We start from the raw sequence: 19,768 nt of genomic DNA on the forward strand, positions 1-19,768 counted from the left end.
CCAGCGGAAATCCGCCGGGACCTCCCGCAACATGGCCGAGCTTAAGTCATTTCAGGGACGTTGAAAATTCCTGGCCGTCTAGGCATTAAGTCAAAGACGCCGAAGACCGCGGCGGATAATTGCGATTTCCGATTGATTAAATGCGGTGAAGATGTAGCTAATAAAAACAATTGCATATCTTTGAATGTATCGAAGGGAGACGGATCCGATGCTCAATGAGTTCAAGGCCTTTATCGCCCGCGGCAATGTCATGGATCTTGCAGTCGGCGTCATCATTGGCGGCGCCTTTGGCGGCATCGTCAAGTCGCTTGTCGACGATATCATCATGCCGATCGTCGGCGCCGTTTTCGGCGGCTTCGATTTTTCCAATTATTTCATTCCGCTTTCTTCGAAGGTCACCGAGCCGAGCCTTGCTGCCGCCCGCGCCCAGGGAGCGGTTTTTGCCTATGGCAGCTTCTTCACCGTTCTCATCAATTTCCTGATTCTTGCCTGGATCATCTTCCTGATGGTCAAGGGCGTGAACACCTTGCGTGCCCAAGTCGAGCGTCAGGAAAAGGCCGCACCGGAAGAGCTGCCCCCACCGCCCGCAGACGTTCAACTCTTGACGGAGATCCGCGATCTCCTGGCGAAGCGCCCGGTCGTCTGAGCGGGCTTTGGCCCGCTGTCGGGCGGGCTCATTCATCACGAAAATCGATATGCCATCACTTGTTATCATGGGATTTGCGCGCGCAAATCCTCTATGAAGACGGAAACCGGAGATATGCATGTCGATCGTAAGCAGCCTCAGCCCGCGCGCCATAGCGGCGCCCGAAAGCGGGATCGTCGAAGTCGTCAATTATGCCCGCGGCCGCGAAGGTCTGCTGCCGCTCTGGGTCGGCGAAGGCGATCTGCCCACGCCGGATTTCATCAGCAAGGCGGCGATGGATGCGCTTGCCGCCGGTGAGACCTTCTATACATGGCAGCGCGGCATTCCGGAGCTGCGCCGAGCGCTTTCCGATTATTACCACAGGCATTTCGCCGTCCGGCTGCCGGTCGAGCATTTCTACGTCACCGGCTCCGGCATGCAGGCGATCCAGATCGCCGTGCAGACGCTGACCTCGCCGGGCGATGAATTCGTCTATCTCACGCCGGCCTGGCCGAATATCGCCGCCGCTCTCGAAATATCGGGTGCGCGCTCCGTCGGCGTTAAGCTGGAGTTCGAAGGCGGTAAGTGGGCGGTCGATCTCGACCGTATCGAAGCCGCGATCACGCCGAAGACCAAGGGCATTTTCATCAACACGCCGTCGAACCCGACAGGCTGGACAGCGACAAGACAGGATCTCGAGGCCATCCTGGCACTCGCCCGTAAACATGATCTCTGGATCATGGCGGATGAAATCTACGCCCTCTATTTTTTTGCCGGCGGCCGCGCGCCCTCCTTCCTCGACGTCATGGAGTCTGACGACAAGATCATCTTCGTCAATTCCTTCTCGAAGAACTGGTCGATGACCGGCTGGCGCATCGGCTGGATCGTAGCACCCCCTGCGATGGGGCAGGTGCTCGAAAACCTCGTCCAGTATTCGACATCCGGAGTGGCGCAGTTCATGCAGAAGGGCGCCGTCGCAGCCCTCGATGACGGCGACGATTTCGTGCGGGCCAATATCGCCAAGGCCGCCCGCTCCCGCGATATTCTCTGCGATGCGCTTGTTGCCACCAATCGCGTCGAGACGCTGAAGCCGGACGGCGCGCTCTATGCCTTCCTGAAGATCGACGGCGTCACCGATAGCCGTAGCGCCGCCATCGACATCGTCGACAAGACAGGCGTTGGACTTGCTCCCGGAACCGCCTTTGGCGCCGGCGGCGAACTCTTCCTGCGCGCCTGTTTTCTGCGCGATCCCGCGCAGGTGGCCATCGCCGCCGAGCGTCTCTGCGACTATATCCTCAAGCGCTGAGAAACATTGGCCCCAGGACCTGTCGTGGTCGCCGGAACGTCGATTTCGTGCCGGAATCGTAAGATCGATAAAACTCTAGCAAAGGCCGAAATCAGCCTCTAACCACGACTCCAAACATACTCGTTCAAAGGCTCCCAAACGGCCATCCGATAAGAAGATTGGAAAGAAAAACCGGCGCCTGATGCCCCTGCCTATAAAAACGAAAGCAGGGATGCGTGACATGGCGGTTTTGGTGACGGGCGGAGCCGGATATATCGGCAGTCACATGGTTTGGTCATTGCTCGATGCGGGCGAGGACGTGGTCGTGCTCGATCGCCTCTCCACGGGCTTTCGCTGGGCGGTGGCGCCGGCAGCACGTTTTTATCTCGGCGACATTGCCGATCCCGACATCCTGAAGAAGATCTTCATCGAAAACGACATCGAGGCGATCATCCATTTCGCCGGGTCCGCCGTCGTCCCGGTCTCGGTGGCCGATCCGCTTTCCTATTACGACAACAACTCAGGCAAGACCCGGGCACTTCTGAGCGCTTCGATCAAGGCTGGCATCCGCAACTTCGTCTTCTCCTCGACCGCGGCCGTCTATGGCCAGCAGAAGTCGGACCTGCCGGTGAAGGAGACGGCCTCCCTCAATCCCGAAAACCCTTACGGTCAATCGAAGCTGATGACCGAATTCATGCTGCGCGACGCCGCCGCCGCCTATGACTTCAACTATGTTGCGCTTCGTTACTTCAACGTCGCCGGCGCCGATCCGCATCACCGTACCGGCCAGTCGACTTCGGGCGCCACGCATCTCATCAAGGTTGCCTGCGAGGCCGCGCTCGGCACGCGCGACAGTGTCCATGTTTATGGCATCGACTATCCCACGCATGACGGCACCGGCGTGCGCGACTACATCCATGTCACCGATCTTGTCGATGCACATCTGAAAGCGCTTCAGCACCTGCGTAGAAACGAGGGCTCGCTCGTTGCCAATTGCGGCTATGGCAGCGGCTATTCCGTGCTCGATGTGCTGAACATGGTCACGCGCCTGCACGGGCATTCCTTCAAGATCCACATGGCGCCACGCCGCGCCGGCGATTCGGCAAGCGTCGTTGCGGACGCTTCGCTCGCCCGGCAGGTGCTCGACTGGAAACCCCGTTACGATTCGCTGGAAACCATCGTCCAGAGCTCGCTCGATTGGGAACTGCTCCTGTCGAACAGGAATGTCGACGATCTGCACAGCATCCATCGGGCGCTCGCCGCCGCTTCCTTCTGAACGGCGTTCCGGCGCATCGGTGCATTTTTCATTCCCGCTTCGGCGGGGTCCGCATGACATGACGTGAACAAGGAAACATCAGGCTTTCCCTGGCTGGCTCTGGGCCGACGGAAAAGAGAACATGAAGAACTTCCTGGCCGCACTGCGGCTGCAAAAGGACAATCCGACGTTTCTGGTGGCGCAGTTCCAGGCCCTGTCGTCCCAGATTCCCATTCTTTATGTCCTGCTGGTCATCAACGCCCTTGCGGTGGCGGTTACCCACCTCAGATCCGCTCCTCTCTGGCTCTCGCTCTATATCCCTGTCGGCCTCAGCATCGTCTGCGTTTTCCGTCTCTGCTGGTGGGAAATCAGAGGCAAGGAAAACGTCACCGCCGAGCGGGCCTACAGGCTGATGAAAGTCACCATATCTGGCGCCTGCATGCTGGCCGCCGCCTTCGGTGGCTGGGCCATCGCGCTTTACCAATATGGCGATGCTTCTCAGCAAGGTCAGATTGCCTATTTCCTTGTCGTGACGGGCATTTCCTGCATCTTCTGCCTGATGCATCTGCCGATGGCGGCGGCGATCACCACCGTCATCACCTTTTCGGCCATGATCGCGACCTTCATGTTCTCGGGCAATCCCGTTTTCGTGGCGACCGCCGTCAGCGGGGCTTTCCTGATCCTGCCCTTTCTCAGGGTGATCAACAGCTATTTCCAGAATTTCGTCGGGCTCGTGCAATTGACCGAGGAGCTCGAACAGAAGCGCGCGGAAGCCGAAGAGCTGAACCTCGTCAACAGCCGCAACGCGCTGCAGGATCAGTTGACCGGCCTTGCCAATCGCCGCAGCTTCTTTCTCTCGCTGGAGAAACGGCTGGAGAAGAACCCGTCCGTGCCACCCGTCATCGGCATTATCGATCTCGACGGCTTCAAGCCCGTCAACGACGTCTTCGGTCATGCCGCTGGCGATCTCGTGCTCAAGGAGACGGCTCGCCGGTTCACCGCGCTGGTCGGCGAGGAGGGCGTCGTTTCCCGCCTCGGCGGCGATGAATTCGGTATCATCTTCCCTTGTTCGATGACGCGCAACGCGATTGCCGATCTCGGCCAGGCGCTCTGCGCCGCTGTCCGCGATCCCTACGAGATCCCCGACGGCTCGGTTCGCGTTTTCGGTTCCTGCGGCATCGTCTATCCCGACATTGGCAAATACACGGCCGAAGACCTCTACGAGAAGGCGGATTTCGCCCTCTACCAGGTCAAGAGCAAGCGCAGCAGTGGCGTCGAGTTTTTCTCAGCCGATCACGAGAAGATCCTGACGCAGCGCCATCTGATCGAACTCGAACTCCAGGCGAACGACTTCGCCAGTGAATTGAAGCTCGATTATCAGCCGATCGTCGAGTTGCAGAGCGGCCGCGTCGTCGGTTACGAGGCGCTGGCCCGCTGGGACAGCGCCCGCTTCGGCCGCATCAGCCCTGAAGCCTTCATTCCCGCCGCCGAACGCACGGCCGTCATCGGCCGAATGACGCGCATTCTGTTCGCCCAGGCGCTCGAAGCGCTGTCGATCATGCCGAAACATCTCAGGCTGTCCTTCAACCTTTCGGCGCGCGATATCTGCGATCATGAGACCTCGATGGCTCTGCTCGCCATGATCACCCGCTCGGGCGTCGATCCCAGGCGCATCGAATTCGAGATTACCGAAACGGCGCTGCTTTCCGATTTCGACACCGCCGACCGGGTCATCACCATGTTGCGCGCTGCGGGGATTTCGATTGCGCTCGACGATTTCGGCACCGGCTTTTCAAGTCTCAGCCATATCCATCGTCTCGACTTCGACAAGCTGAAGATCGACAAGGGTTTCGTGATGAATTTCGATCGCGACGCCCGTTGCATGAACATCACTCGCTCCGTCGCCAGTCTCTGTCAGAATCTCGGCATCGCATCCGTCGCCGAGGGCGTCGAAAGCGAGGAGATCGCCGAGGGATTGAAGGCGATGGGCGTTCGTCTGGCGCAAGGCTATCATTTCTCCCGGCCGCTGCCGCTGGAACTCGCCATCGAATATGCGGCCAGATGCGATGGCGCCGCTTCCGCCCGCAATCCGCGCTCTGCCTGACAATCGGTCTTGGCCTACCGCAAATCGACTGGAGCGGCGGTGCGTCCTCGTCTATTCATGGTCGCAACAGCGGAGGTGAACCATGCAGGACGGCGAACGGCCAAGCGAAGTCATCATCGAGCGGCGGGGCACCGCCGGCATCATCCGGCTCAACCGGCCGCGGGCGCTGAACAGCCTGACGCTGCCGATGATCGGCGCGATCGCCGAGGCCCTTGACGCTTTCGCCGATGACCCCGAGATGGCGAGCGTCGTGATGACGGGAGAGGGCGAACGCGGCCTCTGCGCCGGCGGCGACATCCGCGCCCTGCATGAGAGCGCGCGCGCAGGCGATGGCCTTGCCGGAACCTTCTGGCGTGAGGAATTTCGCCTCAACCATATGATTGCCCTCTATCCCAAACCCTACGTCGCGCTGATGGATGGAATCACCATGGGCGGCGGTGTCGGCCTCTCGTCGCACGGCCGCCACCGCATCGTCACCGAACGAACGCGCCTTGCCATGCCCGAAACCGGCATCGGCTATGTCCCCGATATCGGCGCCACCTGGCTGCTGCCGCGCGCCCCCGGCGAGGCCGGAACATGGCTCGGTCTGACCGGGCTCGATATTGGCGCGGCCGACGCGATCCACGCCCGCCTGGCCGACCTTCGGATCGCTTCGTCGCGGCTGGATGAAGTGATCCATACACTATCAACCTTGCCGCTCGGCAGCGCGTCGAGCGATGTCGATGCCGTGTTGCGGGCATTTTCCGAGCCCGACGGAGAAAGCCGGCTGCGGCAGAACGCGGCGACGATCGACCGCGCATTTCGTTTCGACAGCGTTGAGGAGATCCTGACTGCGCTGGCGGCGGAGGAGGGCGAATTCGCCGCCGAGACACGCCGGGTGCTGCTGACGCGTTCGCCGACCAGCCTGAAGCTCGCTTTGCGGCTGCTGAGAGCCGGCAGACGCAGCGCCTCGCTTGCCGAATGTCTCGATCGCGAACTCGGCGCCTGCCTGCAGATGCTCGATAATCCGGATTTTTTCGAGGGCATCCGCGCCGCCGTCATCGACAAGGATCGCAATCCGAAATGGTTGCCCTCGTCAGTCGAAGCCGTGCAGGCGGCAACGGTCGAACGTTTCCTGAAACCGGCTGAGCCGCCGCTTTCACTCTGAGGCGCTGCTGTAAGCTATCGCCACATACCGCGCATGCGGGCGCCGACATCGATGCGCACCTGCCGGGCCTGCGCCTGAGCGGCGGTCTCCGACTTAGCCTGCGGCCAACTGCAGGCCTCAAAGAACTGTAAGAGCGTCGCGGGAATGAAGCGGCTTCGTGAGGCATAGACGTGCCGATCGCCCTGCGAATTCTGGCCATAGGTGAAGAAGCGCTGTGGCACGACGAGGTCGAGACCGTCCCTGGCGCGCGTCATCGCCACATAGAGCAGGCGGCGCTCCTCCTCGATCTCGGCGGTGGTGCCGACGGCGAGATCATTTGGAATGCAGCCGTCGACGACGTTCAGCATGAAGACCCGCGTCCACTCCTGGCCCTTGGCCGAGTGGATGGTCGACAGAATGAGATAGTCTTCGTCGAGCAGCGGCACACCCGCCTGGTCGCTCGTGGCATCCGGCGGATCGAGGGTGAGTTCGGTGAGGAAACGCTCGCGCGAGGAATACCCGCCGGCAATCTGCTCGAGCTGTAAGAGATCGGCCTGCCGTGTCGACGCATCCTCATGCAGCCGTTCCAGATGCGGCGCGTACCATTCTCGCGCCAGGCCGATTTCCGCCGGCCAGCCTGCCTTGCCTGCCTTCATCTCCTGCAGCATCGAAACGAACGCGGTCCAGTCCTCGCCCGAGCGCGGCGGCGCCGGCATGGCGGCAAGAGCCGAAAGCGGGCTCGCATCCTCGGCCATCAGGTCGAGCGCCTTCTGCGCCGTCGACGGCCCGACGCCCGGCAGGATCTGCATCAGCCGGAAGCCCGCCACCCGGTCGCGCGGGTTCTGCGCGAAACGCAGAGCGGCCAGCATGTCTTTCACATGCGCGCTGTCGAGAAACTTCAGTCCGCCGAATTTGACGAACGGAATGTTGCGCCGGGTCAGCTCCACTTCCAGCGGCCCGCTGTGATGCGAGGCGCGGAAGAGCACGGCCTGCTGCTTGAGCTTGAGGCCTTCCTCGCGATTGTCGAGCACTTTGTCGGCGACATAGCGCGCCTGCTCGGCCTCGTCCCGCACCGTGACGAGGCGCGGCCGCTCGGACGATTGTCGCTCGGTCCAGAGGTTTTTGGTGAAGCGCTCCGAGGCGAGATCGATAACCGCATTGGCCGCCGCCAGGATCGGCTGCGTCGAGCGATAATTGCGGTCGAGCGTGACGATATTGGCTGCCGGGCTGAAGGCGGCGGGAAAGTCGAGAATATTCCGCACCGTCGCGGCGCGGAACGAGTAGATCGACTGCGCGTCGTCGCCGACGACGGTCAGCCCCCGGCCTTCGGGCTTCAGCGCCAGCAGGATCGAGGCCTGCAGCCGGTTGGTGTCCTGGTATTCGTCGACGAGCACGTGATCGAAGCGGCTGCCGATATCCTCGGCAATGACAGTCTCGCCGACCATCTGCGCCCAGTAGAGCAGCAGATCGTCATAATCGAGCACGTTCTGGCTCTGCTTCGCCTCGACGTAACACGCGAAAAGCTCGCGCAGCTGTGTCTCCCAGGCCGCGCACCAGGGAAAGGCGTCGCGCAGCACGAGATCCAGCGCAGTCTCGGAGTTCACCGCCCTGGAATAAATGGCAAGGCAGGTGCCCTTGGCCGGAAAGCGGCTTTCCGTCTTGGAGAAGCCGAGGTCGTGCCGGATGAGGTTCATCAGGTCGGCGCTGTCTTCCCGGTCATGAATGGTGAAATCGGGATCGAGGCCGATTTGTTGAGCATAATCACGCAGCAGCCGCGCGCCGATGCCGTGGAAGGTGCCCGACCAGGAAAGCGCGTCCGCCATGACGCCGGCATTGGTACCGAGAACGTCGCGGCAAATGCGCTCGACACGCCGCGCCATCTCGGCCGCCGCCCGGCGTGAGAAGGTCATCAGCAGGATGCGGCGCGGATCGGCGCCCTTGACGATGAGATGGGCGACCCGATGCGCTAAGGTATTCGTCTTGCCCGAGCCGGCCCCGGCAATGACCAGCAGCGGCCCGGCAATATGGCTGCCGTCGGTGAGCGTGCCGTGCTCGACGGCCATGCGCTGCTGGGGATTGAGCTTTTCGAGATACATCCAGCCGTCCGGTCGGGCTCCCGCAGAATCACTGCGGAAAAATTAGATGTTCCTTGAATGTTCGCGATCGCTGCTGCTGTCAAGCGATACGAGAACCTCAATTGGGAAAATCCGGACCGACCACGCGCCGCACCAGTTTCAGGCTGCGATCCGGCTGAAGGATATAGGTTTCCTCCACACGCTGGCCTGTCTCGTTGTAGAATTGGTGGTGGACGGCGCTGCCGATCGGCGACTTGGTGAGCTTCGTGCGCGGCTGGCCGCCATAGGTGATGCTGCCGGGAATGGGCTCTAAGGGCGGCGTATCGGCCGAGGAGCAGGCGGCGAGCAACGCTCCGGCAAACAGGGCGGGCAGAAACGCTTTCATCGTCGTTATCCTCTTTCGACTGCTACCAAATATGGAAACTGCCGGGGCTTCCGCCAAGAGCGTTGACCTCGGTCTTCGGCGATATCGCTCACACATTCCTGCGCCGGAGCAAGGGAACCAAAGTGCGGCCTGGGTGTTGACATGCCGGATCGAAACGCTGGAGACCGTCATGCAGTGGCTTCTTCGCCTCCGGGCAACGACCCTGATATTGGGTTGCGGCGTCTTTGCCGGCGCCGCCTATGCCTCGCTGGAAACGACCGGCACGGATTATTCGGCCTTGCCGAAGGACCAGATCGCCCTCAACGAATATACCGGGACCGCCGCCTGCACGCCGGCAGAGCCCCAGTATTTGCCGTCCTTCATCCGAGCGGCTGATGGTACGATCATCGGTGTCGGTTATATCGAGGTGGAAAGTGAGGAGGCGTCAGCCTGCTGAAAATATCCGGGCTTGCTCGGACGAGGCTCGCCTGCGTTCCCGCAGAGGTGACGAGCCTCTGACCATCATCATGATGGCTGGACGTCTTCTATTGATGCCGTTCCACCGGGCGCAACGCCTCTTGCGCCAAAACCCCGCACGAATTCATTGCAGGGTTAAGTGAAAATCAACGCATCGTATCGTTCCGGCACGCGCTATCGGCAGGAAGGCACTAATGCAGCCTCAGCTTCGCCTCTTCGGCCGCCGCCAGGAATTCGGCTCTCGCCTCTTCCACGCTCTTGCGCCCGTCGAGCGCTGCCCGGCAGGTACTGCGGGCCTTGATGTAACGAAGCCCGCGCGAACTCGGCCAGAGATCTGCCAGGCATTTCAGCGCATCGAACGGCCCATTGACCGTTCGCGCATCGGCGCCTTCGAAACCGACCGTGACAGGGCTGTTCCATCGTTCAGTTGCCATCGATACTCCTCCAAGATTGTCGACAGAAACACGGGGTGCGGCACCTCCCTGTTATTGGGGGAGTCCCCGCCATAATAGGCATTCTAGCGTGATTTTTGCCGTCAACAATGGTGAATCGATTATTGCTGATGGAGCGAAATGCCAATTTCCGAAAAAAGGGCAAAGCGGACCACCATCACTCTGATCGGCATTTTGGGATCACGATGCAAGAGCCGACTGAGTCGTCGTCCGCTACTCATTGGCGCGCTGTGATTGCTGCAGGGCGTTCGCTGCCGCCGGTCTTTCAATCTGGAATGACTGCAATTTCAAAGATGAATGCGATGACGACGGTTCTGCTGCAGCTAAATCAGCGGGATTTCATTCAGCTGCTTGGGGCCGCGTCGCGAGATTTCGGCCCAGCCGCTGAAATGGGACTTCGATGAAGTTATAGGAGGCGATCGATATGATGAGGGTGCCGGCCAACGTGATGATCAACAACAGGGCAGCATGAAGATAGGTCGATGTGATCCCGGCCTTTTCAAGAACGAGCATTGCCAAGACGAGCACAGCCATGTGCGAGAGGTAAACGGAATAGGACATCTGCCCCAAAGCCTGAACGGGTTTCCATCTGAGGAGCCCGGCTATCGCGGAAAGGCCAAACTGGCTTGGGACCAGAACGGAAGCGGTAGCGACGATCCAGATCGAAACCGGCAGTACGGACGGCAATTGAAGCAATATCAATGCCGTGACTATGAGCATCGCAATTGGCGCTATGACGATCCTGCGCTGGGTTAGGAAGGGGATGCCGACATTCACCAGGAAATATGTCGCAATGCCGATGGCAAAGAACGCGGAATATCGGCCGATGAAACTATACGGAAACCGGGGGCTGATATACGAAAGCACAAACAGCCCGAGAACGAGGACCAGGCCGGCTTTGAAACTGCTTGCGGCGCGCACGCCCAAGGCGATCACCAAAGGCGCAATCAGATAAAACTGCCATTCGAGCGAAATGCTCCATGCCTGCCCGAGAAAAGCATACTCTCCATTCGGCACCATGTTTCTGGGGACGGCGCCATGCAGGGCGACGACGTGGCTGATGACGTTTGGCCAGAAATTGTCAAGCGCGGCAATTGAGATCTGCAATCGATTGGAGGTCGCCTCGCCGCCTGCGGCATTGGTCCACATGTCGACGCTGACCCACGCCAAGGCTATGGAGATAGCCAGATAGAACCAATAGACAGGAAATATCCGCAATACTCGGCGAGTGATATAAATTCCGTAGGTCTCTCGCTTCCGCTCGACCAGCGTTGCAATGGCAAATCCGCTCAGGATCACGAAAACATCTACCGCGTATGCATTTCCCAAGTTTGCCGGCCACGGAAACTGAATATAGATCGTCGCCGCCCAATGTCCGACAAGCACCCAAAGGGCCATCAGTCCTCGCAAGCCGTCATATTCCTTGATGTGGCGCAAAGATCTGTTCCCCGGCTGGAATGAGGTCTCAATATCACTATCTATCGGGGGTTGTAAGTTAGGGGGCGGCTCAGGTCAACTTCCGCGACAGGGAAACCTGCGCCGATGAACGATCCCAGGGCGGCGTCTTCTCACGGACGATCGGAGAAGCCAACGGATCATTCCCGTGGCTGGGGTGGCGGAACGTTCCTGGAATAGATTGCTTCCTAGAGAAAACTGGTGCTGCCGAGTGGGATTGAACCACCGACCTCACCCTTACCAAGGGTGTGCTCTACCACTGAGCTACGGCAGCAGGACCAGATCCGCGCTGAGCGGGGCGGCTCAATTGCGGGAACGGGGCGGCTATTGCCACAGCTTGACGACAAGCGCAAGCCGCAAATTCCAACTTCGCGTGGATTGAGAGCCAAGGGACTTTTGGATCGGCGCGAATTCGGTTAATCCTGGCGTATGAACGAAAAGACCGAAACCGGCCAGAAGAGCCGCAAAGAGGCGATCGAGGCACAGGCGAAACTGCGCCGCGAGCGCGCCGCCGAAAAGCTCAGGGAAAATCTGGGGCGACGCAAACAGCAGGTGCGCGCCCGCCGTTCCGGCCAGGCCGACGAGACAAATGGGCTGCCCGCCGCAAAAATGGACGAATCGTAATGTTCCGTCCGGGACGAATTGAAGCGTCTCGAAATTTCCCCTAAACACTCCACTCCTTCTTTCAAGGCAGAACTTTCAGGAAGTAAGCGCACATGGATCGTATCAGAATTGTCGGCGGTAATGAGCTGAATGGCATCATTCCGATTTCCGGCGCCAAGAATGCCGCACTGCCGCTGATGATCGCCTCGCTTCTGACCAGCGATACGCTGACGCTCGAAAACGTCCCGCATCTGGCTGATGTCGAGCTCCTGATGCGCATCCTCGGCAATCACGGCGTCGACGTTGCCGTCAACGGCCGCCGTGAACGCCAGGAAGATTCCTATGCGCGCACGATCCATTTCACCTGCCGCACCATCGTCGATACGACTGCTTCTTATGAGCTGGTCTCGAAGATGCGCGCCTCCTTCTGGGTCATCGGCCCGCTTCTGGCGCGCGAGGGCCATTGCCGCGTATCGCTGCCGGGCGGCTGCGCCATCGGCACGCGTCCGGTCGATCTCTTCATCGAGGGCCTGACCGCGCTCGGCGCGACGATGGAAATTGATGCAGGTTACATCAATGCCAAGGCGCCTGACGGCGGCCTGATCGGCGCACGCTACACCTTCCCGAAGGTGTCCGTCGGCGCGACCCACGTGCTGATGATGGCCGCGACCCTTGCCCGCGGCACGACTGTTATCGGCAATGCCGCCCGCGAGCCCGAAGTCGTCGATCTCGCCAACTGCCTGAACGCCATGGGCGCCAAGATCACCGGCGCCGGCACGGCGACCATCACCATCGAAGGCGTCACCTCGCTCTCCGGCGCCCGTCACCGCGTCCTGCCGGATCGTATCGAGACCGGCACCTACGCCATGGCGGTCGCCATGGCCGGCGGCGACGTCGTGCTCGAAAATACCGATGTGGCGCTGCTCGACACAGCATTGGAAACACTTCGCCGCGCCGGCGCCGACATTTCCGCCACCAACAACGGCATGCGCGTCAGGCGCAATGGCGCCGGCATCAAGCCGGTCGATATCGTCACCGATCCCTTCCCCGGTTTCCCGACTGACCTGCAGGCGCAGTTCATGGCGCTGATGACCCGCTCTTCCGGCATTTCGCATGTCACCGAGACCATCTTCGAAAACCGTTTCATGCACGTGCAGGAGCTGGCCCGCCTTGGCGCCAGGATCTCGCTCTCCGGCCAGACGGCGAAGATCGAGGGTGTCGAGCGCCTGCGCGGCGCACCCGTCATGGCGACCGATCTGCGCGCCTCCGTTTCGCTCGTCATCGCCGGCCTTGCGGCCGAGGGCGAAACCACGGTCTCCCGCGTTTACCACCTCGACCGCGGTTTCGAGCGGCTCGAGGAAAAGCTGACCCGTTGCGGTGCGGTCGTCGAGCGCATCAGCGAGTAAGCTCTGCTCATCCCGGTTGCGTAATTGCGCGCAGCATCTTATTTCCCTTCTCTGACGCACCGCCAATCCGGCGGTGCCCGCTGGGATGAGATTAAATGACCGATCTGAAGCTTGTTGCACTCGATGACGAGGATCTTGCGATCATTTCGGCGCATATGCAGGACAGCGTCTTCAAGGTCGGCGATATCGATTGGTCGCCGCGCGACGCTCAGTTCGCCCTTGCCGTCAATCGTTTCGTCTGGGAAAGTGCCGCGCGCAAGCGCAGAGGTTTCGAGCGTCGCCGTGCGGCCCTTGTCTTCAAGCGTGTGCTTGCCGTCCGCTCGCTCGGTATCGACCGCGGCAAGCGCGACGAGGTTCTGTCGCTGCTGGCCGTGCGTTTCGAGAAGAAGGGCGAGGGGCCGGAGGGGACGATCGAGCTGTCGCTGTCGGGCACAGCCTCGATTGCGCTCGATGTCGAGTGCATCGAGATCCAGATGGCTGATATCGGCGGCGCCTGGGCGGCGACATCAAAGCCTCGCCATCCCTGACGCGCTTACTGCCTGAAGGTTGAACGTCGCGGTTTCGAGTTGAGAAGGAATATCGGTCTTGGCAATCTGGTTGGATCAGGCATCGGAAGGTTTCGAGCAGCATTTCGCAGCCTTTCTGACGACGAAGCGCGAAGTCTCCGAGGACGTGAACTCGGTCGTTCGCGCCATCATCAATGACGTCAGAGCCCGTGGCGATGCGGCGCTGGCCGAATATTCGCTGAAATTCGACGGCATTGATTTCGCAACCGTGCCGATGCGCGTCACGCCTGAGGAGATCGACGCCGCCGTCGAGGCGGTGCCTGCGGAAGTGCTGGGCGCATTGAAGCTCGCGGCACTCCGCATCGAGTCCCACCATCGCCGGCAAATGCCGAAGGACGATATCTACGAGGACGCCATGGGCGTCGGCCTCGGCTCGCGCTGGACGGCGATCGAGGCAGTCGGCCTCTACGTTCCGGGCGGCACCGCGAGTTACCCGAGCTCTGTGTTGATGAATGCTGTTCCGGCCAAGGTCGCCGGCGTCGAACGCATCGTCATCGCCGTTCCCGCCACCGGCGGCGCGGTCAATCCGGCAGTGCTCGCTGCCGCCAGGCTCGTCGGCGTCACCGAGATCTATCGGGTCGGCGGCGCCCAGGCGATCGCCGCTCTCGCCTATGGCACCGAGACGATCGCGCCTGTCGCCAAGATCACCGGCCCCGGCAATGCGTATGTCGCCGCCGCCAAGCGCCATGTGTTCGGCACCGTCGGCATCGACATGATCGCCGGCCCCTCGGAGGTGCTCGTCATTGCGGACAAGGACAACAATCCCGATTGGATCGCCGCCGACCTTCTGGCGCAGGCCGAACACGATGTCAGCGCCCAGGCGATCCTGATCACCGACGATGCTGCATTCGGCAAGGCGGTGGAGCAGGCGGTCGAACGCCAGCTGAAGACGCTGAACCGCGCCGAGACGGCGGCGGCAAGCTGGCGCGATTTCGGCGCAGTCATCCTGGTTTCCGATCTGAAACAGGCCATTCCGCTCGCCAATCGCATCGCCGCCGAGCATCTCGAACTTGCCGTCGCCGATCCGGATCGTCTGCTCGACGGCATCCGCAATGCCGGCGCGATCTTCATCGGCGCCCATACGCCCGAGGTGATCGGCGATTATGTCGGCGGTTCGAACCATGTGCTGCCGACGGCGCGCTCGGCGCGCTTCTCGTCCGGCCTTTCCGTCCTGGATTTCGTGAAGCGCACCTCGATCCTGCGCCTCGGCCCGCAGCAATTGCGCAGCCTCGGACCGGCGGCGATCGCGCTCGCAGTTTCCGAAGGCCTGGATGCCCATGCGCGATCGGTCGCGATCCGCCTCAACCTCGAAAGGTGAGGGCATGGCGAAGGGCGATTTCCGGCTTTGCGACGTCGTTCTCGACGATACGATCGGCCGTTCGACGCCCGATGTCGAGCACGAACGCGCCGTCGCCATCTTCGATCTGATCGAGGAAAACAGCTTCGAGCCGCTCGGCCATGCCGGCGGACCTTACCGGCTGAGCATCTCGCTGGTCGATTCGAAGCTGGTTTTCGGTATCACCACGGAGGAGGGGGGCGATGTCGCCACCCATATCCTGTCGCTCACGCCCTTCCGGCGGATCGTGAAAGACTATTTCATGATCTGCGAGAGCTATTACGAAGCGATCCGTTCGGCGACGCCGAGCCGCATCGAGGCGATTGATATGGGCCGGCGCGGCATCCACAATGAAGGTTCGCAGACGCTGAAAGACCGGCTGGCCGGTAAGATCGAGATCGATTTCGACACCGCCCGGCGCCTTTTTACGCTGGTCTGCGTGCTCCACTGGCGCGGGTGACGGCCATGGAGCTCGCCGTCGATGTCGAGGATGGAAAAAGGCCGGGAGCCATTCTCTTCATGTGTGGGCTGAATGCCATCCGCTCACCGATGGCCGAAGCGATCGCCCGTAGCATTCTGCCGGCCAATACCTATATACGCTCCGCCGGCGTTCGCGCCGGCGAGCGCGATCCCTTCGTGGATGTCGTGCTCGAGGAGATAGGACTTTCCCTCGGGCGACGCCAGCCGCAGACGCTGGACGATCTCGAGGATGATTATTTCGACTTGATCATCACGCTTTCGCCGCAGGCCCACCATGCAGCACTCGAGCTGACCCGGTCGAATGCGGTCGATGTCGTCTATTGGCCGACGATGGATCCGACCGTCGTCAGCGGAACGCGCGAGCAGATTCTGGAGAGCTACCGCGAGGTCCGCAATCACCTGATTGGCCTCATCGAAAGCCGGCTACTCAAAAGGAAAGGCATCGCCGCGCAATCGGCGTGAAAACAAATAAAGGAAAGCCTGATCAACAAGGTTCACAAACCCGCCTTGATTGTGTAGTTTCCGCGCAAATTTTGAAGGCGCGCGCTGCGCTGCCTGTTCAACCCACAGGAAGAAAACCACTATATGCCGAAAGAAGAAGTCCTCGAATTCCCGGGAATCGTCACCGAACTTCTGCCGAATGCGACGTTCCGCGTGAAGCTTGAAAACGAGCATGAGATCATCGCTCATACCGCCGGCCGCATGCGCAAGAATCGCATCCGCGTTCTCGCCGGCGACAAGGTGCTTGTGGAAATGACGCCCTATGACCTGACCAAGGGCCGCATCACCTACCGTTTCAAGTAAGCTTGCCTAAGGTCCTGCAAGGGGTTTTCTCCCGTCTGCCGATGGTCGAGGTTTCATGGCGCTGAAATACAAGCTCATTCTGGCCTCGGGCTCGCCCCGTCGCGTCGACCTGCTCAACCAGGCCGGCATCGAGCCTTCACGCCTGATGCCGATGGATATCGACGAGACGCCGAAGAAGTCGGAGCATCCGCGCTCGCTCGCCCGACGGCTTTCTGCCGAGAAGGCCGAGGCCGCCCTTGCCGCGATCAAGGGCGATATCACCTGGAAGGGCAGCTATATTCTCTCGGCCGACACCGTGGTGGCGGTCGGCCGGCGCATTCTCGGCAAGGCGGAATTCGCCGATGAGGCCTTGAGTTCGCTGCATCTCCTGTCGGGACGCAACCATCTGGTCTACACCGGCGTTTGCCTGGTGACGCCGGATCGCAAGATTCGCCAGAAGATCGTCGAGACCAAAGTGCGCTTCAAGCGGCTCTCCGGCTTCGAGATCGAGAACTACCTGGCCTCCGGCCAGTGGCGCGGCAAGGCAGGCGCCTATGGCATCCAGGGTCTCGCCGGCACTTTCGTGCAGAAGATGGTGGGTTCCTACACCAATGTCGTCGGCCTGCCGCTTTATGAAACCATTCTCCTTCTGACCGGCGAAGGCTTCGATGTGCATAGCCGGTGGGCCGAGGGCTGAGCTCGACGGCCGATTCCATAGGACGGACCGATATGCCTGAAGACAAGAAAGCAGCCGCCAAGGTCGAGCCGCTGCGCAAGACGCGCCCATGCCCCGAATGCGGCAAACCCTCCAGCCGGGAACACTACCCCTTCTGCTCCAATCGCTGCCGCGAGGTCGATCTCTCCCGCTGGCTGACCGGTTCCTACGCCATTCCCGTTGCCGACGACGAGACCAAGGCCGATTTTCCGGACGAAGAAAACTAGGGCGTCCCGCCCGCGAAGCTCTTATTTTTCCTCATGAATCCGTAAAACTGGCGAGACCGTCAAAAAAGAGTCATTTGACGCTTGCCATGAGCGAACAAGATGCTATAACCCCGCTCGCTTCCGGGGCGAACCAAGGCCCCGCGGTACTTTCCTTAAAAGCACCTTCGCGAAGCAGGTTAGCCCAGGTAGCTCAGTTGGTAGAGCAGCGGATTGAAAATCCGCGTGTCACTGGTTCGATTCCGGTCCTGGGCACCATTAAAATCTCAAGCAAATTCAGGTAGTTGTTCGATAGCCCTAAACCGATTTCTTCGGTTTTCATGTCGCATCGTGTTGCAACTGATTTCCTAGCAATTTCAGTGGATACAAAAGGCTAACCGCAAATCCACGCGACATGAAATGCGACATGCTTCCGGCGACTTCTTGCCGCCAGCTCAAAGCCCTGCTTACTATCTGCAGTCGAAATTCGGCTGGGGGATAACGCCGTGGCATTCAATTTCATACCGAACCCTCAGGGTAACGGCCTAAGCGACGAGGAATTCATTGCCAGCGCAATGCAGATGCAGAAGCATCATGAAGAGATGCTGCAGCAGCGGATCGAATTCGCCGTTATCGGGATCGTCGTCCTTTTTGCGTTGATATTCGTCTGCTCGAAATACAGGAAGATCAGTCGCGCGGCGTCAGAGGGATTCCTGAATTCTGCAGCTGCGATTGTCCGAGCCAAGAGGAACGCGGCACAAGCGATCAGCGAGGCGAAGGCTAAAATCCAGGAGCGTGCCGACGGCGATTAGTTCCCTTCGGCGGGGCCTGAAGAACGATCGGCGCGTCCAGGCTGATCTGAGGGGCAACGGTGAAGGTATTCCTGCCTTCTTCTAATTGGCGCTGTCTCCGGAGCCGGTCTGCCATGATTGCGGCTGATCTGATCTCGTCCCGAGATGCCCCGTGCTGCCGTCGAAGGCCGCCTATCTGGAGATCTGTCAGGAAGCGGAAGCGGCTTGATGCCAGGTGCTCGGTGATCGCGCGAAGGTCTGCCACGGTGTGTGTCCTCATGGGCAAAAGAAAGGCCGAACCTCGTAAGGCCGGCCGATCCCTTCGCGCCAGTTCATCCGTGGTCGCGAAAGAACATATAACAGAAATCGATTAGTCGGCGCCAGCCCATCTATTCTTGTCATCTGTGGGAGGACTGGAAGCGATCATGACAGCAGCTTCTCTATCCCTCGATATACGGGTAGCACCGAACGCTGCCCATATTTCTTAAGCCTGTCCCTTTGCTGCCGGTGGAGGTAGCCAGGGCTCGCCCAGTTGCGCAGTGAGCTGATGAATAGGATGTCGAGCGCCGGCCGGACATAGGCCAGGTTGATGTATGGCGTGTTGTTCAAAAGGAGGTTCAGCAGATCGCCGGCTGTCTGTGGGACCTCGCCTTCCATGGCTGCATCTCGAGCCTTGAGCGGAAGGTTGATGATGTCGCTCAGAGTGGCGATTGCTGGCCCTGAGAACGTCTCCAGAGCGCCGCAATGGAATGTGGGAAGCTTATGCATCGACTTGCTCCAGTCGTTCTGTGCTTCGGATAAGGGCATCGAGATCGACGGGGCGCCAGTCCGGTCCAACGGGCGCCACCGGTTCGGATTCGCAGAGAAATGGCGACATCAGGTCGAGCTGGGCGGCGAGGACCGCCTTTGCCTCTTCCGTCTCATCTTCTGGCGGCGGTTCTTCGCAGACCCGGGCGACGATGCGGTGCATTGCCAGCAGGCTCGCCATCGGAACCGCGAACACAAGCGGCGGGTTCAATTGGCCGAGCAGGAAAACCTCCTCGCCGGCAGCGGTCTCGGTTTTGCCGAGGTAGAGTTTGATCACGCCGATGGAGCCGTGCGTGTCAAGCATGCCGCGCAGCTCTTGAAATGGGCCGCGCGCATCGAGCACGACCGCAACGATATTGCCCGGCAGAATTTCGGCTGTCGCATCGGCCTGCAGTGTCGTGCTCTCCGGAACAAGGCCGCCCATGCATCGGCCTACGGCAAAGATTTCATAGGTTCCGGCCATAGCCCTATGCCTTCACGATGAGATAGCCGATCACCAACGTGCCATTGAAAGCCGCTGAAGGATGGATGTTCTGGATGGTAATGACCACAGAGCCGGCGCCAGGCGTGACGTCGGCGACCTTTGGCGTGCCAGTAGTGGCCGTACCCTTGCCGACGGTGACGAGAACCGTATCGCCGGCGGCGATCTTGGAATTGGTCAGGGTCAGGACATGGGTTGCGCCCGCTGCGGTGGTGAGCGCCGCAGTAGTGACCTTGCCCTGTGTCTTGCTCAGAGTCGCGGTGCTGGTGCCGCCGGTTCCCGATGCAGTCGCCGTCTTGGTGCCGTCGTCGGAGACAAGGCCACCGGTCGAGGGCTCGACGCCGAACTTGCGGCCGTAGAGAGAGTGATATGCGGGCAT

General features: G+C 60.6%; 23 protein-coding genes and 2 tRNA genes. 17 read left to right on the forward strand and 8 right to left on the reverse strand.

The window, feature by feature from the left end; all coding sequences use genetic code 11:
- The first annotated feature begins 208 nt into the window (after nucleotides 1-208).
- The 5 genes from mscL (at nucleotide 209) to NE852_RS03190 (ending at nucleotide 6,416) form a co-directional block, all read left to right on the forward strand.
- On the forward strand, nucleotides 209-646 hold the full coding sequence (mscL, locus tag NE852_RS03170) for a large conductance mechanosensitive channel protein MscL (RefSeq protein ID WP_258156190.1): 438 nt from the start codon (nucleotides 209-211) through the stop codon (nucleotides 644-646).
- 118 nt (nucleotides 647-764) lie between these two features.
- Nucleotides 765-1,931 (forward strand): pyridoxal phosphate-dependent aminotransferase, encoded by a 1,167-nt coding sequence (locus NE852_RS03175; RefSeq protein WP_258156191.1) that lies wholly within the window; start codon nucleotides 765-767, stop codon nucleotides 1,929-1,931.
- Nucleotides 1,932-2,151: 220 nt separating this feature from the next.
- Nucleotides 2,152-3,186: a UDP-glucose 4-epimerase GalE gene (gene galE, locus NE852_RS03180; protein ID WP_008524177.1), complete on the forward strand. Its 1,035-nt coding sequence runs from the start codon at nucleotides 2,152-2,154 to the stop codon at nucleotides 3,184-3,186.
- 121 nt (nucleotides 3,187-3,307) lie between these two features.
- The gene (locus NE852_RS03185; protein ID WP_258156192.1) at nucleotides 3,308-5,269 is read left to right on the forward strand and encodes a bifunctional diguanylate cyclase/phosphodiesterase; all 1,962 of its coding nucleotides are present in this window, start codon (nucleotides 3,308-3,310) and stop codon (nucleotides 5,267-5,269) included.
- An 82-nt stretch (nucleotides 5,270-5,351) separates the two neighbouring features.
- The gene (locus tag NE852_RS03190) at nucleotides 5,352-6,416 is read left to right on the forward strand and encodes an enoyl-CoA hydratase/isomerase family protein (protein ID WP_008524175.1); all 1,065 of its coding nucleotides are present in this window, start codon (nucleotides 5,352-5,354) and stop codon (nucleotides 6,414-6,416) included.
- 14 nt (nucleotides 6,417-6,430) lie between these two features.
- On the opposite strand, the gene NE852_RS03195 is transcribed toward NE852_RS03190, so the two are convergent.
- The gene (locus NE852_RS03195) at nucleotides 6,431-8,491 is read right to left on the reverse strand and encodes an ATP-dependent helicase (protein ID WP_258156193.1); all 2,061 of its coding nucleotides are present in this window, start codon (nucleotides 8,489-8,491) and stop codon (nucleotides 6,431-6,433) included.
- Nucleotides 8,492-8,588: 97 nt separating this feature from the next.
- Nucleotides 8,589-8,855 (reverse strand): hypothetical protein, encoded by a 267-nt coding sequence (locus NE852_RS03200; RefSeq protein ID WP_008524174.1) that lies wholly within the window; start codon nucleotides 8,853-8,855, stop codon nucleotides 8,589-8,591.
- Between the two features lie 169 nt (nucleotides 8,856-9,024).
- Here NE852_RS03200 and NE852_RS03205 point away from each other — a divergent pair, with 169 nt between their 5' ends.
- Nucleotides 9,025-9,291 (forward strand): hypothetical protein, encoded by a 267-nt coding sequence (locus NE852_RS03205; protein ID WP_008524173.1) that lies wholly within the window; start codon nucleotides 9,025-9,027, stop codon nucleotides 9,289-9,291.
- A gap of 211 nt (nucleotides 9,292-9,502) precedes the next feature.
- On the opposite strand, the gene NE852_RS03210 is transcribed toward NE852_RS03205, so the two are convergent.
- From NE852_RS03210 to NE852_RS03220, 3 genes are all read right to left on the reverse strand, one after another.
- Complete coding sequence (locus NE852_RS03210) at nucleotides 9,503-9,745, reverse strand: DUF982 domain-containing protein (protein ID WP_008524172.1); 243 nt, start codon at nucleotides 9,743-9,745, stop codon at nucleotides 9,503-9,505.
- Nucleotides 9,746-10,102: 357 nt separating this feature from the next.
- Nucleotides 10,103-11,200 carry an acyltransferase gene (locus NE852_RS03215; protein ID WP_008524171.1) on the reverse strand — a complete coding sequence of 366 codons (1,098 nt, stop codon included), beginning with the start codon at nucleotides 11,198-11,200 and terminating at the stop codon, nucleotides 10,103-10,105.
- A gap of 217 nt (nucleotides 11,201-11,417) precedes the next feature.
- A tRNA-Thr gene (locus NE852_RS03220) sits at nucleotides 11,418-11,492 on the reverse strand.
- A gap of 155 nt (nucleotides 11,493-11,647) precedes the next feature.
- On the opposite strand from NE852_RS03220, the gene NE852_RS03225 reads away from it, so the two are divergent.
- The 11 genes from NE852_RS03225 to NE852_RS03275 all read left to right on the forward strand — a co-directional run bounded on the left by NE852_RS03225 (nucleotide 11,648) and on the right by NE852_RS03275 (nucleotide 18,122).
- On the forward strand, nucleotides 11,648-11,842 hold the full coding sequence (locus NE852_RS03225) for a hypothetical protein (RefSeq protein WP_008524170.1): 195 nt from the start codon (nucleotides 11,648-11,650) through the stop codon (nucleotides 11,840-11,842).
- Nucleotides 11,843-11,934: 92 nt separating this feature from the next.
- Complete coding sequence (murA, locus tag NE852_RS03230; RefSeq protein ID WP_008524169.1) at nucleotides 11,935-13,227, forward strand: UDP-N-acetylglucosamine 1-carboxyvinyltransferase; 1,293 nt, start codon at nucleotides 11,935-11,937, stop codon at nucleotides 13,225-13,227.
- A gap of 95 nt (nucleotides 13,228-13,322) precedes the next feature.
- Nucleotides 13,323-13,754 carry a DUF2948 family protein gene (locus NE852_RS03235; protein ID WP_008524168.1) on the forward strand — a complete coding sequence of 144 codons (432 nt, stop codon included), beginning with the start codon at nucleotides 13,323-13,325 and terminating at the stop codon, nucleotides 13,752-13,754.
- 58 nt (nucleotides 13,755-13,812) lie between these two features.
- Nucleotides 13,813-15,111: a histidinol dehydrogenase gene (gene hisD / locus NE852_RS03240; protein WP_008524167.1), complete on the forward strand. Its 1,299-nt coding sequence runs from the start codon at nucleotides 13,813-13,815 to the stop codon at nucleotides 15,109-15,111.
- 4 nt (nucleotides 15,112-15,115) lie between these two features.
- A complete protein-coding gene (locus NE852_RS03245; RefSeq protein WP_008524166.1) occupies nucleotides 15,116-15,589 on the forward strand; it encodes a UPF0262 family protein in 474 nt (157 codons plus the stop codon).
- Nucleotides 15,590-15,594: 5 nt separating this feature from the next.
- Nucleotides 15,595-16,071, forward strand: a complete 477-nt coding sequence (locus NE852_RS03250) for a low molecular weight phosphatase family protein (RefSeq protein WP_008524165.1) — start codon at nucleotides 15,595-15,597, stop codon at nucleotides 16,069-16,071.
- A 123-nt stretch (nucleotides 16,072-16,194) separates the two neighbouring features.
- Nucleotides 16,195-16,413, forward strand: coding sequence for a translation initiation factor IF-1 (gene infA, locus NE852_RS03255; RefSeq protein WP_003545338.1), 219 nt, complete (start codon nucleotides 16,195-16,197; stop codon nucleotides 16,411-16,413).
- Nucleotides 16,414-16,468: 55 nt separating this feature from the next.
- Nucleotides 16,469-17,089: a Maf-like protein gene (locus tag NE852_RS03260; protein ID WP_008524164.1), complete on the forward strand. Its 621-nt coding sequence runs from the start codon at nucleotides 16,469-16,471 to the stop codon at nucleotides 17,087-17,089.
- A gap of 32 nt (nucleotides 17,090-17,121) precedes the next feature.
- Nucleotides 17,122-17,334 carry a DNA gyrase inhibitor YacG gene (gene yacG, locus NE852_RS03265; RefSeq protein WP_008524163.1) on the forward strand — a complete coding sequence of 71 codons (213 nt, stop codon included), beginning with the start codon at nucleotides 17,122-17,124 and terminating at the stop codon, nucleotides 17,332-17,334.
- A gap of 179 nt (nucleotides 17,335-17,513) precedes the next feature.
- A tRNA-Phe gene (locus tag NE852_RS03270) sits at nucleotides 17,514-17,589 on the forward strand.
- A gap of 227 nt (nucleotides 17,590-17,816) precedes the next feature.
- Nucleotides 17,817-18,122: a hypothetical protein gene (locus tag NE852_RS03275; RefSeq protein WP_008524162.1), complete on the forward strand. Its 306-nt coding sequence runs from the start codon at nucleotides 17,817-17,819 to the stop codon at nucleotides 18,120-18,122.
- 402 nt (nucleotides 18,123-18,524) lie between these two features.
- Here NE852_RS03275 and NE852_RS03280 read toward each other — a convergent pair whose 3' ends face one another.
- From NE852_RS03280 to NE852_RS03290, 3 genes are read right to left on the reverse strand one after another with little or no spacing between them, the layout of a single operon-like run.
- Complete coding sequence (locus tag NE852_RS03280) at nucleotides 18,525-18,869, reverse strand: hypothetical protein (RefSeq protein WP_008524161.1); 345 nt, start codon at nucleotides 18,867-18,869, stop codon at nucleotides 18,525-18,527.
- The gene (locus tag NE852_RS03285) at nucleotides 18,862-19,371 is read right to left on the reverse strand and encodes a hypothetical protein (protein ID WP_008524160.1); all 510 of its coding nucleotides are present in this window, start codon (nucleotides 19,369-19,371) and stop codon (nucleotides 18,862-18,864) included. Before NE852_RS03285 ends, NE852_RS03280 begins: the two co-directional genes overlap by 8 nt.
- 4 nt (nucleotides 19,372-19,375) lie before the next feature.
- On the reverse strand, nucleotides 19,376-19,768 hold the full coding sequence (locus NE852_RS03290; RefSeq protein ID WP_008524159.1) for a hypothetical protein: 393 nt from the start codon (nucleotides 19,766-19,768) through the stop codon (nucleotides 19,376-19,378).

It is taken from the genome of Rhizobium sp. Pop5 (assembly GCF_024721175.1).
Taxonomy (GTDB): Bacteria; Pseudomonadota; Alphaproteobacteria; order Rhizobiales; family Rhizobiaceae; genus Rhizobium.

Coding starts and splice junctions, on each gene's coding strand:
- NE852_RS03175 (WP_258156191.1), top strand. CDS start 765: ATGTCGATCGTAAGCAGCCTCAGCCCGCGCGCCATAGCGGCGCCCGAA.
- infA (WP_003545338.1), top strand. CDS start 16,195: ATGCCGAAAGAAGAAGTCCTCGAATTCCCGGGAATCGTCACCGAACTT.
- NE852_RS03225 (WP_008524170.1), top strand. CDS start 11,648: ATGAACGAAAAGACCGAAACCGGCCAGAAGAGCCGCAAAGAGGCGATC.
- NE852_RS03290 (WP_008524159.1), bottom strand. CDS start 19,768: ATGCCCGCATATCACTCTCTCTACGGCCGCAAGTTCGGCGTCGAGCCC.
- NE852_RS03260 (WP_008524164.1), top strand. CDS start 16,469: ATGGCGCTGAAATACAAGCTCATTCTGGCCTCGGGCTCGCCCCGTCGC.
- NE852_RS03235 (WP_008524168.1), top strand. CDS start 13,323: ATGACCGATCTGAAGCTTGTTGCACTCGATGACGAGGATCTTGCGATC.
- NE852_RS03280 (WP_008524161.1), bottom strand. CDS start 18,869: ATGCATAAGCTTCCCACATTCCATTGCGGCGCTCTGGAGACGTTCTCA.
- mscL (WP_258156190.1), top strand. CDS start 209: ATGCTCAATGAGTTCAAGGCCTTTATCGCCCGCGGCAATGTCATGGAT.
- NE852_RS03210 (WP_008524172.1), bottom strand. CDS start 9,745: ATGGCAACTGAACGATGGAACAGCCCTGTCACGGTCGGTTTCGAAGGC.
- NE852_RS03190 (WP_008524175.1), top strand. CDS start 5,352: ATGCAGGACGGCGAACGGCCAAGCGAAGTCATCATCGAGCGGCGGGGC.
- yacG (WP_008524163.1), top strand. CDS start 17,122: ATGCCTGAAGACAAGAAAGCAGCCGCCAAGGTCGAGCCGCTGCGCAAG.
- murA (WP_008524169.1), top strand. CDS start 11,935: ATGGATCGTATCAGAATTGTCGGCGGTAATGAGCTGAATGGCATCATT.
- galE (WP_008524177.1), top strand. CDS start 2,152: ATGGCGGTTTTGGTGACGGGCGGAGCCGGATATATCGGCAGTCACATG.
- NE852_RS03285 (WP_008524160.1), bottom strand. CDS start 19,371: ATGGCCGGAACCTATGAAATCTTTGCCGTAGGCCGATGCATGGGCGGC.
- NE852_RS03245 (WP_008524166.1), top strand. CDS start 15,116: ATGGCGAAGGGCGATTTCCGGCTTTGCGACGTCGTTCTCGACGATACG.
- NE852_RS03200 (WP_008524174.1), bottom strand. CDS start 8,855: ATGAAAGCGTTTCTGCCCGCCCTGTTTGCCGGAGCGTTGCTCGCCGCC.
- NE852_RS03250 (WP_008524165.1), top strand. CDS start 15,595: ATGGAGCTCGCCGTCGATGTCGAGGATGGAAAAAGGCCGGGAGCCATT.
- NE852_RS03185 (WP_258156192.1), top strand. CDS start 3,308: ATGAAGAACTTCCTGGCCGCACTGCGGCTGCAAAAGGACAATCCGACG.
- NE852_RS03205 (WP_008524173.1), top strand. CDS start 9,025: ATGCAGTGGCTTCTTCGCCTCCGGGCAACGACCCTGATATTGGGTTGC.
- NE852_RS03195 (WP_258156193.1), bottom strand. CDS start 8,491: ATGTATCTCGAAAAGCTCAATCCCCAGCAGCGCATGGCCGTCGAGCAC.